This is a genomic window from Methylobacterium sp. DB0501, from assembly GCF_011043735.1.
Classification (GTDB): Bacteria; Pseudomonadota; Alphaproteobacteria; order Rhizobiales; family Beijerinckiaceae; genus Methylobacterium; species Methylobacterium alsaeris.
The window spans coordinates 165,552-179,714 of record NZ_JAAKGV010000004.1 but is presented as its reverse complement, the minus strand read 5'-3'; the positions used below and the strand labels follow the sequence as shown (position 1 = coordinate 179,714).

The following is a 14,163-nucleotide window of genomic DNA, read 5'->3' as shown; positions in this document are numbered from 1 at the left end:
GGATGGGCGGATCGGGAGGCAGTAGCGGGATGCGCCCTCGGCCGGAACGTGCCGTGGCCGGAGGAGTGGAGAAGCAGGACGAAACAAGCTCGCCTTCAGGTCGGCTAATGCTGGCCATCGGAGTTCGAATCCCGAGCGCATGGTAACCGGCTACATCTTCGCTCCTGCTGACTTGCGCTTGGGATGGCTACATCATATCCAGAGGCTTCTTGTGTTCCAAGTGAATGCAGGTTATCCATCGCCAAATTTAATCAAAGGTCAAATATCGCCATGATGCATATGTTTTTTGGAGATTCGCATTCAAGGCAATTTGTGGGCACATCATGGGGAATATTTTGTCATTATGTGTTCTCTGGAGCAACGATCAAAGGACTTGGCAACAAGAACTCGACGACGGGGCACAATGAAATCATAATAGATGCTGTTTCAGCGCGAGCCCCAAAAACGCTGTTTTTTATGTTTGGAAGTGTCGACCTCGATTTTACATACGTAAAAATGTGTCACTCTAAATCAATAGATAAAGAAAATTTTATTGAAGAGCGAATCAAGATTTATTCTGAATTTTTGCAAAATGTAATAAAGACTGGAAAAAATATTGATAACATTTTTATTTTGGGACCACAACTATCTCCATTGAAGGGTGAGAATTTCTTTAGACAATCGTATAAACACGTCGAGATCGCAGAGGAGGAAATCAGAAAAACCGCTGCATTGTACCCATTGAGCGATCACGACAGATCATCTCTGGTTGTTGAATTTAATGATAAATTGGAAGTCAATCTGAAAGAAGAATTAAATATAAGAATGCTGCGCATAGATAAAGCCATGATGGGAGAGGATGGGTTAATCAGAGACGAATTTATTCCGGATGATATAAGTGATCATCACGCACGAACAGATAAGACTCAAGCAATATGGAGAACGATAATAAACGAACATGTAAAAATTCACACAATTACAGGATGATTTCAAGTTGTGAAAATCGTTTGGCTAAAATAATTGTTATCTGACCGATAAAATCCAATAAAGATTTGCATAACGGTCTGAAAGATAGACAATTACCCCGCTCGGCGGCTGCCGGCGGGGCTGAGGGCGGGCCTCGGGGGTCCGAAAGATCCGCCGGCTAACGGGCCGGCGGCGGGGCGAGTTCCGGGCGGTCAGTCGTGGCCGTGGTGGCGGACCTGCTCCCGGTCGATGCTGCGGAGCAGGTCGGTTTGCGCCGTCAGCTGCTCGCGCGCGGCTCGCTGACATTCCGCGATTCGCGCCAGGTGCTCGACCTGCTGGCGGCCGATCTCCCGCAGGTCCCGCATGATGTTCAGGTACTCGGCCGGGCCCTGCAGATGCACCATGGCATCGCCCACCGAACCGGGCGCGGGAGGCGGCACCTCGTGCTTGTCCTTGTTGGCCCGCAGCACCATGGCGACGCAGGTGACCGCCACGGCACCGCCGACGAAGACCTGCAGCGCCGGCATGGACGACAGCAGGGGCAGCAATGCGATCAGGTGCTCCATGCTATTTCATGCGCTCCAGCGCTGTGAGGGCCCTGCCCAGGCGGGAGCGGCGATCGACTGCGTCGAGGCGCGCCACGTAGCAGGAGATCGCCTCGAAAATGGTCAGGGTCCCGAAGACCGGGATGACGAAGCTGGGCGCCTCGGCGGTGAAGGCGTCGACCACCAGGGCGAGGGTCAGCTGCGCCATCACCAGGGCGCCGAGCCCGGAGCACACGGCCCGGATGTTGGCGCCGTTCGGCTTCGTCACCCCGTTGTTGATGTGGCCGTTGAGCCAGAGGGCGGTGACGCGCAGCACGCCCACCGCCCCGAAGAAAAAGGCCATGTTGCCCTCGCTGAACCCAAGATCGGCGATCGGCTTGAGCGAGGCGCGCTCCATGGTGTCGCCCGGCATCGCGAGCGTCACGGCGATCAGCAGCATCATGACCGCCATGGCCCATTCGAACAGGCGGTTGAAGCTGTAGGCGCCCGCCGGGTGGGCGGGCGTGCTCGGGCCGACCGGGAACAGCATGGCGGCGCCTCTACTGCGCCGTGACCTTGGGGCTCGGCACGGCGTCCGCCAGCGGAGCCGCCGAGGGTGCGACGGTGATCCGGTCCACCTCCGGCAGCGACGCCGCCGCCTTCAGCAGGCCGGCCGGGCGCCGGGTCCAGAAGCCGTAGGCGAAGCTGCCGATCGCCATGACGGCGCCGACGGCGGCGGTCAGGGTGCTGGCGTCGGTCAGGTACGAGACCTGTTCGGCGGTCAGCCACCCCTTCGCGACGAGGGCGCCGCCGACGAAGATGAGGAGCGCGCGGAAGGCGCTGGCGATCTGGATCGCGTTCATAGCCATGTCCTGATTGGGGGTGCTCGGCGGACCCGGCCGGCGCGGGTCGAACTGCCGCAGAATCTGCGGAGGTTGGTCAGGCCGTCAGCGGCTTGCCGCAGGTCGGGCAGGTCGGCACCGCCGGCGCCGCGGCGATCATCGCTAGCGCCTCCTTCCGGATGCCAGCGACGCGGCTCGACCAGCCCTTGCCGAAGATCGGCCAGGTCGACAGCGCCTTCAGGAAGGCCAGCCGGGCGTCGCAGAGCGAGCCGATCAGCTTCTGCCGATCCTGGCCCGCGACGGCCTTGAGGGTGATCGGGCCGATGTGCCCGTCATCCGCCACGCCGACGAGGCGCTGGAGCGCGATGGCGGCGCGGGCGGGCCCGCTGTTCACGGCCCAGTCGAAGACGGCGTAGTCGAGCCCGGCCGGGAGGTCGTCGCCCTCGATGACGTCCCAGTAGCGCTGCCGGTAGACGGGGGCGACCTTCGCAGGCGTCAGCGCCTTCACGTCGACCTTGGTCGCCGGGCGGCCCAGGACGGCCGACAGCGTGCCGATCGTCACGCCCAGGTTGGTCGGCCCACCAGGATCGGACGGATGATCGACGTACCCACCCTCGTGCTTTAGGACGAGCGTCAGCGCCCGCTCGAATGTGCTCGCGGTCATCAGGATCTCCGAATTATAAGGGGTGTCGCGGACCGGGCCGGGTGGCGCAGCGGTCGGGTCGAAGTCAGAGCGCCGCGGCGGCGGCCCACAGCGCGTCCAGCGCCTTATCGTCGTAGCCGAGCGCCGCGCCGAGCTGCGCCACCATCGGGTGGCCGCGCTCGAACGCCGTGGCGCCCGACAGCAGCATCCGGGCGGCAAACTGCTCGGCCGACGGAAGGGCCGCCACCGCCACCTCGATCCGCGCCGGCAGCGTGCCCGTCATCACCGCCGCCAGCGCCTCGCCCGGGTCGATCGCGCCGCCTTCCGCCAGCGCCTGGAAAAACTGCCGGTCCGACACCGCCGGCAGGCCTGCGGCCGGCGCGCGCGCGGCGAGCTGCGCCGCCAGGTCGTCGCGTTCCGCCACCGCCGCGTCCCGCTCCTCTCGGGCGGCCTCGGCCTCCGCCACGGCCGCGTCCCGCCCCGCCAGCGCCGCCGCGTCGATCCCCGCCAGCACCGCCGCGAGCGGGAACCCCGCGGCTTCCGCCTGCGCCGGGGTCAGCGCCGCGCTCGCCACGAACTGCGCCGCGCTCGCCCCCGGCGGCGTCACGTGCTGGCCCAGCACCACGTGCCAGGCCGGCGCCTCGGCCGAGCCCGCCGGCCGGCCGCGATACAGGAACTCGTAGAGAAAAGGTTCGCTCATGGGGTCCTCACGCTGCGATAGCACTGTCATCCGACAGCCGCCGCCAGTTTCCGTTGGAGTAGTACGAAATTACGCCCGTTCCAGCCCCCGCCGACTCGCCGACTTTTCGAGCATTTGAAACATAGATCAGCTCTCCCACCACACCAGCGGGAACGGTGCTTACCGTGTAAGATCCCGCGCGGATCTTTCCTGCCACCACTAGGCCATTGTTGAGGGTTGTCGTTCCGCTGATCGTCAGCCCGTTAGTTATAGTAATGGCACCGGTTGACCTGAGAATTCGAAAAGGTGTTGCTCTATAGCTTCCATCGTTGCCGTAGCTGTTAAGGAAGAAATCGCTTCCGTCTGCCTCGCCGCTATCGGCACCATTCCCGGACCCCCACGCCCAACGCGGGGAGCCGTTCGTGGAGGCCCTGTAAATTTTCGGGAGACCCGAGATGCCGTCCAGGGTAAACTCGCCCGATCGACTAGCCCCTCCAATGGTGCCAACGCCCGAGCACTTAAAATCACCCGCTACGTCCAGCCTGACCTGTGGAGCGTTAGTGCCGATGCCGACATTGCCGCCCATAAGGTACGAGAGGCCGGAGGATGTGATGACGCTAAGTTTGCTTCCATCTCCGGAGCGCAGCGCCATCTGTACGCTTAGGTCGGACTGCGTATAGAAACCCGATGCGTTGGCCCCATTCGGCGCAGATTGGGTAAGAATGCTCCAAGAGTTGTTTTGACTACTCACGACGTCGAGTGTTGCGCCAGGGGTAAGATTACCGATCCCGACCCGCCCGGAACCGGCTTGCATCGTGATGAGCGGGGTGGCTCGCATCCCGCCGGGCACGTAGAGCCAAGCCGTATCCTGGCCGTTGGCGAAGCCGGTCTTGGCAAAGAAGGATGTCCCGTTGGCCCAGGTCCCGTCGCCACCCTCGGAGATCGGGCCGGCGAAAGCATTGACCCGGATGCTTCCTCCGTAGGGGAATTCGAGGAAGCCGTTGGCCCGGATGTTCTGGTGCGCGACGTTATCCGCCGTGCCGAGCCCTATGGCAGTGGCCGCCGCCGCCGGAGTTGCGGCGGCGAGAACCGCTTTGCCGGTGGCGGCGGCGCTACCGATCAGCGCCGCTGTGTTGAGAGGAAGTCCATTGCCGCCGATCACGGGAGCCTCGCCATGTTGGCGGCGTTGGCCGCATAGTCGGCGGCAACGAGCGCCAGGGCGGCGCCAGGAGCTGAGCCGATGTCGTCCAGGCGCGCAGCGAAGCCCCGGCCATAGACGGTGCTCACGAAGCCCTTGGCGCCCATCTGCGCGAGGGCGTTAGCCCCCGGGGCTGCAAAAGCCTTGGTGTTCACGTATCCCGTCTCGTAGAAGGGCGCTCCGTCGAGATACACGACGAGCTTCTGTTGAGTGCCGTCGGGAGAGGTGACCAGCTCGTAAGCGTGCTGGTGCACCTGCTGATCAAACAACCGAGCGTGCAGGTTCGTGAAGCCCAAGTCTATGTCCACCCCGCCGAAACACACTTCCATCCGCACAGGATATGTCGGGCTGGCCGAGCTGCCGTGTGGCGCCAGGAAGAACTGACTGACGCCGCCGACGGTAATATCAACGATGCGGTTGTTGTAGTCCGCGCCCTGTATGCCGCTCTGGCGTGTCCAGAATGTATAGAGCGGTCGGGCCAGTCCGAAGGGGAAGAACTTCGCCGGAAACTCGATATATCGAGCCAGATAGTTCCCGTAGAAACGGATACCAGGGCCATTGTCCGGGTCTGCCGGGGCATCTCGAATGATAGCCGGAGAACCGCCATCCACGAAGTTCTTGCACAAAGCCCCGTTGAGGGGAGGTATCGTTGGCGGTTTACCGTAGGGGTCCGTAAAATCGAAGAAGGCCACGGTCTTAGCCGACATCGTGCCATCCCGGTAGAGTACGGGCATGGATGCCGCGTAGGCGTCGCCGTCAGCATCGAGCATTTCGTAAGGACCGGGCATCTCAGATCCATCCCTTGTTCTGCATGAACGTCACCATGGCTTGGGCGATGATGTCTTGCCCGCAGCCTGCCAAGTCGCGCGTGATGTGTATGGGGTCGTTTGGCTGTCGCAAGTAGGGACCGATCACATCGTTAGCCGTGAAAGAAACCTCGTCGGATCGGTTCTTCGAGACGAGCAGTTGCCTGAGGTCCTGGTTATTATTCTGAATATATTGATCCGGAAACTCGGCCTTGAGCATGGCATTGTACTCAGCGACTGCGATGTAACCGCTTGAGCCTTTAATCTCATTCGACGAGCCGAACATCGGCATCACCATGAAGCGCCGCGAGCGCGACTTGAGGTTGCGGCAGATGGCCCGCATATTGGTGAAGGCAGCCACGTGCTGGCTCATGTCGTTCGTGCCGCCGCCGATGATGGCGATGCAGTCCGCGTGGTAGGGGACCAGCACGCCGGTGTCGGACGTGATCGGATCGACTACCATGGGCACCGCGTCGGGCACCGCCACCGCCGAGCCAGCGGCAGACCGGGTGAAGGTCGCCGTCGTGCCATTCCAGCTCATCGTCCCGGGCACGCCCGCCAGCCGGCACCCCGTCTGGTCGGCCGCCCCGTTGGCGTAGGCCGAGCACGGGCCGGCGACGGAAGGCGTGAGCTGCACCGATCCACTGGCCGGGATGGTGCCTCCCACGGGTCGATAGCTGAAGACGAGCGCGCCCTGCCGGGCCGCGATCCCCGTTGTGGTTCGCCCGGACTTGCCCAGGTTGTAGACCGGAAAGTTGCAGCCGATGGCGCGCAAGGCCAGCGCCAGCCAGTTGTTGGCCTGTTCCGTGAGGCTGTCGCCCCACCGCACGATGGCTTGCAGCGGTAGCACCGAATGCTCGTCGGCCCGGTCGGGTGGCGAGAAATAGGCACCTCCGATCGCATCGGCCCCACCACCGGTCAGCCCCCGGGTCCGATCCGAGACCCACGTCACCATCCCGTCCGAGGTCCAGGAGGGGAACATCTCGTTGGCCCCGGGCGTCGAGAGGCGGAGCCGCCGACCCGTCGCCCTCTCCTCCGAGAAGATGCTCGGGCGCCCGCCGTTACCCGGATCGGGGGCGGCATAGATCACGTACCGCTGATCCGCGGGGACGATGATGGCCGGCGCCGGCTTCGAGGGCACGCCTTGAAGTATGCGCCTGTTGCGATCGACCTTGGCACTCAGGTAGCCAGAGCGCCGATATTCGACGGGCGGCAGCGACCGCGCGCCCGGCACGATCAGCGGGACGCCGAACTCCCACTCCATGCCCTTCGTCAGGCCGTGAACCAGCCTGTAGTTGCGGACCACGAGGGCTGCGGCATACTTCGAGCGAGCCAATTCGGATGGCCGCAGTGCTCGCATCCCCGGCACCGATACGGGGACGTTGAACTCGAAGGAGTAGTCCTTCTTCAGCCCGTAGAAGATGCGCTTCTTGGTATCGGCAGAGGCCGAGATGTATCCGGAGCGACCGTACTCCACGGGTGCCAAAAACTTGGCGCTCGCAAGCAGCGGCAGAACCGGCGCCACCGACTGATCGAACACGTCTCTCGTTGTCGCCTCGGCATCGATCCTGACACCGAGCGCAGTGTCCGCCGCCACCCGTGCCGCAGTTTCAGCGTCGATCCGCTGTCCGACCTGCGTGTCGCCATTTGCTCGGAGACCGGCCTCGGTATCGATCCGCTGGCTGAGTGTGGCATCACCCGCCACGCGAGAGCCCGCCTCGGCCGTGAGATCGGTGCGCAGGCTTCCGATCTGGCTGTCGTGCTGGCTGTCCTTTGCCGTGGATCGGGCGATCTCGGCATTCAGGTCGGGGCGGACGTTCGGGTCGGTCCCGGCCGTGATGTCGTCGATGCGCTTGCCCAGCGCCGCGTCGGCCTGGATCCGCTGGGTTCGCTCCTGGTCGAGCGCCTGCTGGAATTCCACCTGCCCGCCGGAGCCGATGTAGATCGGGAAGGACCAGTCCGAAGCCGAATTCGCGTTCGCCAGCTTGATGTACATCCGGACCGGGATCTGGTCCGTGGCGACGTAGACGAAACCGCGCGGCTGGTTGTTGTAGCCGTCGCGCTCGGCGAGCGTACCGGCGGCGTCGAATTTGAACGGACTGACCACCTCCCATTTCGACAGCAGATCCGCGAACCGCTTGTTGATGCTGATCGCCGAGCGCCAATACTCGCCCAGCGATAGGACGTTGAACGCTTGTTCCCCGGAGAGGGAGGCCGCCGGCCACGGCTGCTTGAGAGTGATCTGCGTCGGGCTCTGCCGGCTCGCGATCGGGACGGTCTGACCGCGGGCGCAGAACAGGTCGTTCTCCGCCGCGATAAAGTTCGTGGCAGAGCCAGTCACGACGAGAGACCCCGTCGCGACTGCGACGGAGGGAATGGGGTCGGCCATGTCGGTGGTCACTCTCCGGAGACGTGGGTCTCGACGGTCTCAGGCCGGGCTTTGGCGCCCGGCGCGGGGATCAAGCCTTCGCGTCCTCGGTGGGCGCGGCCTCATAGCTGATGTCGACGTCGGCGACGGTGAGCGCGAGGTTCATCACCCCGATGCCGACGACGGGCCCGGCATGCTGCACTGCGATCGGATCGCTGCCGCCGATGCGGACGGCGACCACCGCGCCGGCCGCGTTCTGGATCAGGGTGACGGGGGTCTTGGTGCTCTTGGCCATGACGGCTCCTGGGAGGCGGGACTTACTGCCCCGGGGGGAAGGAAGAATTCGAGGCCGGCCCCCCGCAGCGCGGCGACGACCTCGCTCTCGGTGGCGGCGCGGGCGATGGCGCCGGTGACCCGGGTTCGCTCCCGCTCGCGGGTGATGGTCTTGGTGCTCTCGGCGACGATGGCCTCGGCCAAGTCACGTGCCGTGGTGCCGCGCTCGGCGGCCTCCTCGGCGATCCACTCGCTGTTCTCGCCCGCGAGCACCTTCTCGGCTTCCTGCGCCTTGAGTAGGTCGGCCGGCTGCAAACCGGCAGGCCGGGACGTCAGGGCGAGGTTGGCGTAGTGGAGGGTGGCGATCTCTTTAGCCCGGGCTCGCACGGCATCGAGGTCCGGCCCGATCACCACGGCGCCGGCGGGCGCTTCCGGCACCGGCCCGGCGGTTTCCGGGACCGTCAGGGTCTCGACCGCGGGGCGCCGCGGCCATGCCTCCATGGTCACCGTGTAGGTGCCGGGCACCCTCATCACCAGATCGACCGCACCACCGGCGGTCGCAATCCCGGTGACCGGTCCCGTCACGGTGATGACCGTGTCCGCCGGCAGCGCGACGCGGGCCGGCGCGCCCGGGACCGGCGTCCGTGTATCGAGTTCGACCACCAGGTTGCGGCGGACCCGCAGAAGCGGTGCGGGTCCGGACAGGTCGACGTAATGGGTGTCCGGGCGCCCCTCGCCGGGGACGATGCCGCCGCGCTCGTAGCCCTCGGCGGCGATGTAGGTCGCCTCCATGCGACCCCACTCGGTGATCCGGCCATCGGCATCGTAGCGCACGAAGGGCATCGGCAGAGGCAGGAACGGGATGCTCACTTGCTCTCCTGCACGCTGATGAACACGCCGCCGATCCCGCGACTGTTGTCATCGACGACCATGTACGTGTGGCCGCCTACACCTGGGACGTCGAGGATCGGGTAGGCGGTAGGTCCGAGCCGGAAATAAGATGCGTTGACCTGAGGACTGGGGTCGAAGTCCATTGTGAAATTAGCGGGGATTGCACCGATCAGGTTCCCGTCTCGGTATATCTTAAGCGCGCCGGTATTCGTGCCGACCTGTGTAAAGCGCTGGCTTAGATCACCTGTGCGACTGGCAATGATGGAGACAGCGCCGGCTGTGCGAACGTTGATGCTGACGCTCGCTTGCTGTCCGCTGGACTGGGCCGAAACCACCGACGAGATACCACCGTCTTTGACGTTGATGTTGTCGACGGTCAGCGTTCCAATCTGCGCCGTCGTTGTAATCAGCGACGTCGTCGACACCATCCGGCTCGTAATCCCACCATCTACGAACAGGTCCGCCGCCAGCTTGAACGAGAACTTTGCGGAACCATCCAGGCCGCGGAAGCCAGTCAGAACGAAGCCGCCAACCTGATCGTCAATCTCGATCGTCACCCCATATTGCGCCTCGATGCCGTTGATCGACGTGCCGTAGGTGGTCAGGGTCGCCGTATGGCCGTCCTGGGTGGTCCGCAGGGCCTGGATGGATGAAGCCTGCGTCGAGAGCTGCCCGTCGACAACGTCGGCGCGGGTCGCGAGCGTGCTGGTTGCCTGGGCATTCGCCAGGATCTGTCCGCCCTGCCCCTTGATCGTGCTTTGCAGGCTGGTCACCTGCTGGGACAAGGTCTGGATACCGCTCTCGGTCAGGGCGACCCGGGAGGTGAGCCCCTGCACCGCCGTGGCCTGCCCGGAGAGGCCCAGGTCGGTGCTGTCGATCCGGCTGCGCAGCGCCTCGATCGACTGCGACTGCGCGGTGACGCGCCCGTCGACCACAGCGACGCTCGTGGAAAGCCCCTGGATCGCGGTGGCGTTGCCGACGATGTCGCCCTCGCCCAGGGTGAGCCGGGAGGAGAGCGCCGTGGTGATCTCGGCAAAGGCCTCCTTGTCGGACAGGCGCAGGGTCTCGGTGCGCTCGATCGCGGCGAAGTTGGCGCTGTTGCCGATCTTCAGCACGTCCCGCTTCTCGTATTCCGAGAGCTGCATCGTCGCCATGGCGTCGGCCAGGCGCTCGTGGGCGGCGGTCAGCTGCTGGATCGCCCCGCGGATCGTGTCATGGGCGGTGTCGAGGATCGCGTTGCCAGTCGCGGTGTCGAGGTTGAGCAGCCCGCTACCGAGATCGGCGATGGACTGGATCTGCTGCTGCGTCTCGGCCGAGAGCTTCTCGATCGTGACGGACAGGTCCTCGATCAGCCCGCCCTGGACGATCGGCGCCACGGTCGTGAACGTCGTCGTGATCCAGTCGCCGTGCAGACCGGTCCGGCCATAGGCCCGGGCCCGCACCGTCACGGGCTGATCGGTCTGCCGCATCTGGGCGCGGCCGCTTGAGGCGGGACCGAGCGGCGACAGCACCTCCCAGGTGGCGCCGCCGTCATAGCTGATCTCGACCTCGTAGGCCCGGGCGCCGAGGGTGACGGAGACGCCCCACACGACCTCGATGCCGGTCTCCACCCGCTGGCAGCGGGCGTGCAGGACCGAAATCTGCGGCATCAGCGGCTCGGCCATCGGATCGGCGTTCACCGGCGCCGGCGCGATGACCTGCTCGTCGAGCAGCTGCCAGACCCGGGCATCGTCCTTGACCATCTCGATCTGGACGTGGTCCGGGTCGCTCGGGATCGCCGAGCGGGCGACATAGGTCTCCTGGAGCTCGACGAGATCGCCGAGCACCACCGTGGTTGGGTCCTGCGTGTCGCGGGCGAGCACGTCGGCGAGGCCGAGGCCGGTCTGCGTCGAGAGCGCCGCGACGTCGTCGGGGTGCAGCTCGAGCCCCCGGGCGCCGACGCCGCGCATGCGCAGGATGCCCCACTCCCGGCCCTGGCGGGTGCGGATGGAGCCGTAGCCGTAGGCGGCCGGGACGTTGGCGGTTACGTCGAGCGTGAGGACGTTCCCGTTAGCCGACGCGACGCCATAGGCCTGCTTCCCGCGCAGGAACCACAGGTCGGACAGGATGTGGTCGCCCGGGTAGACGAGGCGGCCGTCCCACTCCGTCTGGATCTTGCGCTCGGCGCCGCGGAACACGGCGATGGCGGCAAGCCACGTTGCGTGCTTGAGCGCGTGGAGGCCGTCCACGATGCCGGCGACCTTGTAGCGCTTCGGGGTGCGGGTCGGCGCGCCGTAGCTGAAGCGGACCTCGTCCGGCCGCTTCGGGTCGCCATCGCGGTCGAACTCCACGATGACGTCGCCGCCCTCCACCTTCGTCTTGTAGGTGGCGCCGGAGGAATCACGCACGATCTGCCGGCGGGTGAGGATGTGGCGCGGCTCGGCCCGGCTCTCGTCACGGACGAACGAGTGCACCGCGCCCACCTTCACCGGGTCGGCGCGCAGCGGCAGCAGCAGCTGGCCGGCGGCTTCCCAGAACGAGGACACCTCCGGCAACGGGCCGTCGTAGGTGTCGTTGTCCGCCAGCAGGTTGGCGTAATAGAGCGCCTTCGCCGCATCCACGCTGTTCGGCTGGGCCAGGCCGTACGTGGACCGGACGAGGTCGCAGAACGCCCACACGGCCTTCGACGTCGCCTGCTCCACCCAGGCGCTACCGTTCCAGACCGGCACGATGCGAGTCGCGTCGACCATGATGTCGGAGTAGGCCGTGACCGTCAGGCCCTTCCCGGCCCTGATCCGCAGCACGATCTCGGTGGTCTCGGGCCGGATCCGGTAATCGTCCCGGTAGGCGGACATACCATCCCAGGTGGCACGGTTCTGCTGCTCGAACCCGACCGGGTCCGGGTAGGCGTTCTGCGCGCAGATCTCGTAGGTGGTGCCGGGCTCGGGCAGGCGGAAATAGGCCGAGCGGCGCAGCGGGGTCGGGCTCAACGTGTCCGGCTTCTCGGTGCTGCGCTGGATCTCGAATTCCGGGCCGAGCACTTGGCCGGTGCGCGGGTCGATCTTCCGACCGTAGAACACGACCCCGGCGACCGTGCCGACCTGGCGCTGAGAGGACGACACCCGGAAGATCGCCGGGTAGGTCCAGGACAGCAGCGCGGCATCGGCGGTCACGCCCTGCGGGGTGAGCCGAAACCACGGCGTGCGATCTGGATTTCCGCCCGGCCGCGGCATCTCCTGGCCGGACACGCTGTTCGAGGTGATGACGTCGCCCGACGCGAGCTGCGAGACCTGCTCGTACAGGATCTCGACCGCGGTCCCGAGATTGCCGGCGGCGGTGCTGCTGAACGGCGCCTGCAAGCCGCCGTCCTCGCTCCAGAACAGCGCGTCGCCGACCCGGATCCGATGGACCCGGAACTTGCCGATGCCGAGCGTCATGCGCTTGGTCAGCACCATCGTGTCGCCGTCGTAGAGGAAATAGTCCCCCTGCGAGAGCGGCGGCGCGGACCAGCAGCGGCCGTAGAGCAGCGGCCGGCGCGAGCCCGGCTTCGGCACGTTGCCGCCGCCCGAGAGGCTGTAGAGCTCGGCCTGCTTGTTGCTCTTGCCGGCGCCCTTGGCCGCCTGCGCGGCGTAGCCGAGGGCGATGCCGCCGATCACGAGCCCGGCCTGGACGGCGAAGGTCGCGGTCGTGGTCGAGATCGCGAGTGCGCCCGCAACCGCCGGCGCGATGGCCGGCGCGGCATACGGTGCGATGGCGATGAGCGCGATCGACGCGATGGCCAGCCCGATCGACAGGAAGCTCTTGCCGAGCGGCACCACCGTGATCAGCACCACGTCGTCGGCGCCGACGAGCGTGCTCTTCCACTGCGCGCGCAGGCGCACGCTCCGGTCCGTCGGCTTGACGGCCTCGGCGCCGCGCCGGTGAACCGACACGATGAACTGCCGGCCCGCCGCCGGCCGATGCCGGGCGACGATCGTGGAGAGCCGACGGCGCCGGTTCGGCAGCCGGACGGGCTCGCCGCGGACCTGGCCGACGACGTTGGCGGTGACGACGAGGGTCATGCGTGGATCAGACCGGAATCAGGTAGGTGAGCCGCCACCGGTGCGCCTGCGCCAGTTCTAGCGGCGGATCGAGAGCCACGCCGTGCGGCTCGTCGGTGTGCAGGATCAGACCGCCATCCTCGGTGAGCCACGTGCCGGCATGTGTCTCGGCGCCGACGACCTTGCCCATCAGAACGAGGGCGCCGTCGACCGGCGCGGCGATTGGCTGCCAGGCGGCCCGGGCGGGATGGCTCGCCAGCACCCGCGCTCGCTCGCGCGTGTCCGCCACCAGCGCCGGATCGGCGACCGGCAGCAGGCGGTCGAACAGCGTCGCCTGGACGAGGCTGGCGAGGTGCCAGCAGTTGAAGGCATCGCGGTCATAGGGCCGGCCGCGGACGCTCCGGAGGAATGCAGCCCGGGTCACGTCGTGAACAGCCCGGGATATTCGTCGCGGTTGAAGAAGGCGTGGGGCCCGGTCGGGACGTTCTGCTGCCGTCCATCCGGCCAGGCGATCGTGCCCTCGGCCCGGTCCGCCGTGATGTCGAACGCCACCATCTCCATGCCCGACAGCGTGTCGTCGTCGGGGCCGGTCACCGCGTCGAGCCGGCCGGGCAGGACCCGGTACTGGCGGAAGGCGACCTTGATGGCCTCGTTGTAGCCGATCACGCCCTGCATCAGGTCGTGGAGCAGGTCGCTGACGTTGTCGATCTGGAGCCGACCATCGGTCGGGCCGTCCTGGTCGGCGCCGGGCGCGATCAACGCGAACGCGCAGAGGAGGTGCGGGACCTTCGGGCCGCCCTCGACCAGCGGCAGCAGGATCGTGTCGCCCGGCTCGCCGAGCTCGCTGTCGACGTTCTGGGCCAGCAGGATCGCCGCGTCGAGCGAGGCGTGATCGACCTCCACGGTGGTGATGATGATGCCCTCGGTGTCGCCGGAGGCGTAGGCCTCGCGTAGGGCTGCGCTGACAGTCACGGG

14 protein-coding genes are annotated in these 14,163 nt (G+C 66.0%); 1 reads left to right on the top strand and 13 read right to left on the bottom strand.

Annotated features, from left to right (window positions below; translation table 11 throughout):
* Positions 1-183: 183 nt before the first annotated feature.
* Positions 184-966: a hypothetical protein gene (locus G4G93_RS08110; protein ID WP_165082964.1), complete on the top strand. Its 783-nt coding sequence runs from the start codon at positions 184-186 to the stop codon at positions 964-966.
* A gap of 191 nt (positions 967-1,157) precedes the next feature.
* On the opposite strand, the gene G4G93_RS08105 is transcribed toward G4G93_RS08110, so the two are convergent.
* From G4G93_RS08105 to G4G93_RS08045, 13 genes are all read right to left on the bottom strand, one after another.
* The gene (locus G4G93_RS08105) at positions 1,158-1,511 is read right to left on the bottom strand and encodes a hypothetical protein (RefSeq protein ID WP_165082962.1); all 354 of its coding nucleotides are present in this window, start codon (positions 1,509-1,511) and stop codon (positions 1,158-1,160) included.
* 1 nt (position 1,512) lies between these two features.
* Positions 1,513-2,019 (bottom strand): hypothetical protein, encoded by a 507-nt coding sequence (locus G4G93_RS08100; protein WP_165082960.1) that lies wholly within the window; start codon positions 2,017-2,019, stop codon positions 1,513-1,515.
* 10 nt (positions 2,020-2,029) lie between these two features.
* Positions 2,030-2,332: a penicillin-insensitive murein endopeptidase gene (locus G4G93_RS08095; protein ID WP_165082958.1), complete on the bottom strand. Its 303-nt coding sequence runs from the start codon at positions 2,330-2,332 to the stop codon at positions 2,030-2,032.
* 76 nt (positions 2,333-2,408) lie between these two features.
* The gene (locus G4G93_RS08090; protein WP_165082956.1) at positions 2,409-2,975 is read right to left on the bottom strand and encodes a glycoside hydrolase family 108 protein; all 567 of its coding nucleotides are present in this window, start codon (positions 2,973-2,975) and stop codon (positions 2,409-2,411) included.
* Between the two features lie 64 nt (positions 2,976-3,039).
* The gene (locus G4G93_RS08085; RefSeq protein WP_165082954.1) at positions 3,040-3,654 is read right to left on the bottom strand and encodes a hypothetical protein; all 615 of its coding nucleotides are present in this window, start codon (positions 3,652-3,654) and stop codon (positions 3,040-3,042) included.
* Between the two features lie 7 nt (positions 3,655-3,661).
* Complete coding sequence (locus tag G4G93_RS08080) at positions 3,662-4,795, bottom strand: hypothetical protein (protein WP_165082952.1); 1,134 nt, start codon at positions 4,793-4,795, stop codon at positions 3,662-3,664.
* Positions 4,792-5,619, bottom strand: a complete 828-nt coding sequence (locus G4G93_RS08075; protein ID WP_165082950.1) for a hypothetical protein — start codon at positions 5,617-5,619, stop codon at positions 4,792-4,794. The genes G4G93_RS08080 and G4G93_RS08075 overlap by 4 nt, the downstream gene beginning before the upstream one ends.
* Before the next feature lies 1 nt (position 5,620).
* The gene (locus G4G93_RS08070; protein ID WP_165082947.1) at positions 5,621-8,026 is read right to left on the bottom strand and encodes a hypothetical protein; all 2,406 of its coding nucleotides are present in this window, start codon (positions 8,024-8,026) and stop codon (positions 5,621-5,623) included.
* A 70-nt stretch (positions 8,027-8,096) separates the two neighbouring features.
* A complete protein-coding gene (locus tag G4G93_RS08065; protein ID WP_165082945.1) occupies positions 8,097-8,300 on the bottom strand; it encodes a hypothetical protein in 204 nt (67 codons plus the stop codon).
* Complete coding sequence (locus G4G93_RS08060; RefSeq protein ID WP_165082943.1) at positions 8,267-9,148, bottom strand: hypothetical protein; 882 nt, start codon at positions 9,146-9,148, stop codon at positions 8,267-8,269. The genes G4G93_RS08065 and G4G93_RS08060 overlap by 34 nt, the downstream gene beginning before the upstream one ends.
* On the bottom strand, positions 9,145-13,209 hold the full coding sequence (locus tag G4G93_RS08055; protein WP_206289615.1) for a host specificity factor TipJ family phage tail protein: 4,065 nt from the start codon (positions 13,207-13,209) through the stop codon (positions 9,145-9,147). The genes G4G93_RS08060 and G4G93_RS08055 overlap by 4 nt, the downstream gene beginning before the upstream one ends.
* A 7-nt stretch (positions 13,210-13,216) precedes the next feature.
* On the bottom strand, positions 13,217-13,612 hold the full coding sequence (locus G4G93_RS08050; RefSeq protein ID WP_165082941.1) for a glycoside hydrolase: 396 nt from the start codon (positions 13,610-13,612) through the stop codon (positions 13,217-13,219).
* Positions 13,609-14,160 carry a DUF1833 family protein gene (locus G4G93_RS08045; protein ID WP_165082939.1) on the bottom strand — a complete coding sequence of 184 codons (552 nt, stop codon included), beginning with the start codon at positions 14,158-14,160 and terminating at the stop codon, positions 13,609-13,611. Before G4G93_RS08045 ends, G4G93_RS08050 begins: the two co-directional genes overlap by 4 nt.
* Positions 14,161-14,163 lie beyond the last annotated feature (3 nt).

What these genes read in the sequence shown, in the direction of transcription:
- G4G93_RS08055 (WP_206289615.1), bottom strand. Translation starts at nt 13,209, where the DNA reads ATGACCCTCGTCGTCACCGCCAACGTCGTCGGCCAGGTCCGCGGCGAG.
- G4G93_RS08065 (WP_165082945.1), bottom strand. Translation starts at nt 8,300, where the DNA reads ATGGCCAAGAGCACCAAGACCCCCGTCACCCTGATCCAGAACGCGGCC.
- G4G93_RS08075 (WP_165082950.1), bottom strand. Translation starts at nt 5,619, where the DNA reads ATGCCCGGTCCTTACGAAATGCTCGATGCTGACGGCGACGCCTACGCG.
- G4G93_RS08100 (WP_165082960.1), bottom strand. Translation starts at nt 2,019, where the DNA reads ATGCTGTTCCCGGTCGGCCCGAGCACGCCCGCCCACCCGGCGGGCGCC.
- G4G93_RS08090 (WP_165082956.1), bottom strand. Translation starts at nt 2,975, where the DNA reads ATGACCGCGAGCACATTCGAGCGGGCGCTGACGCTCGTCCTAAAGCAC.
- G4G93_RS08110 (WP_165082964.1), top strand. Translation starts at nt 184, where the DNA reads ATGGCTACATCATATCCAGAGGCTTCTTGTGTTCCAAGTGAATGCAGG.
- G4G93_RS08095 (WP_165082958.1), bottom strand. Translation starts at nt 2,332, where the DNA reads ATGAACGCGATCCAGATCGCCAGCGCCTTCCGCGCGCTCCTCATCTTC.
- G4G93_RS08070 (WP_165082947.1), bottom strand. Translation starts at nt 8,026, where the DNA reads ATGGCCGACCCCATTCCCTCCGTCGCAGTCGCGACGGGGTCTCTCGTC.
- G4G93_RS08085 (WP_165082954.1), bottom strand. Translation starts at nt 3,654, where the DNA reads ATGAGCGAACCTTTTCTCTACGAGTTCCTGTATCGCGGCCGGCCGGCG.
- G4G93_RS08105 (WP_165082962.1), bottom strand. Translation starts at nt 1,511, where the DNA reads ATGGAGCACCTGATCGCATTGCTGCCCCTGCTGTCGTCCATGCCGGCG.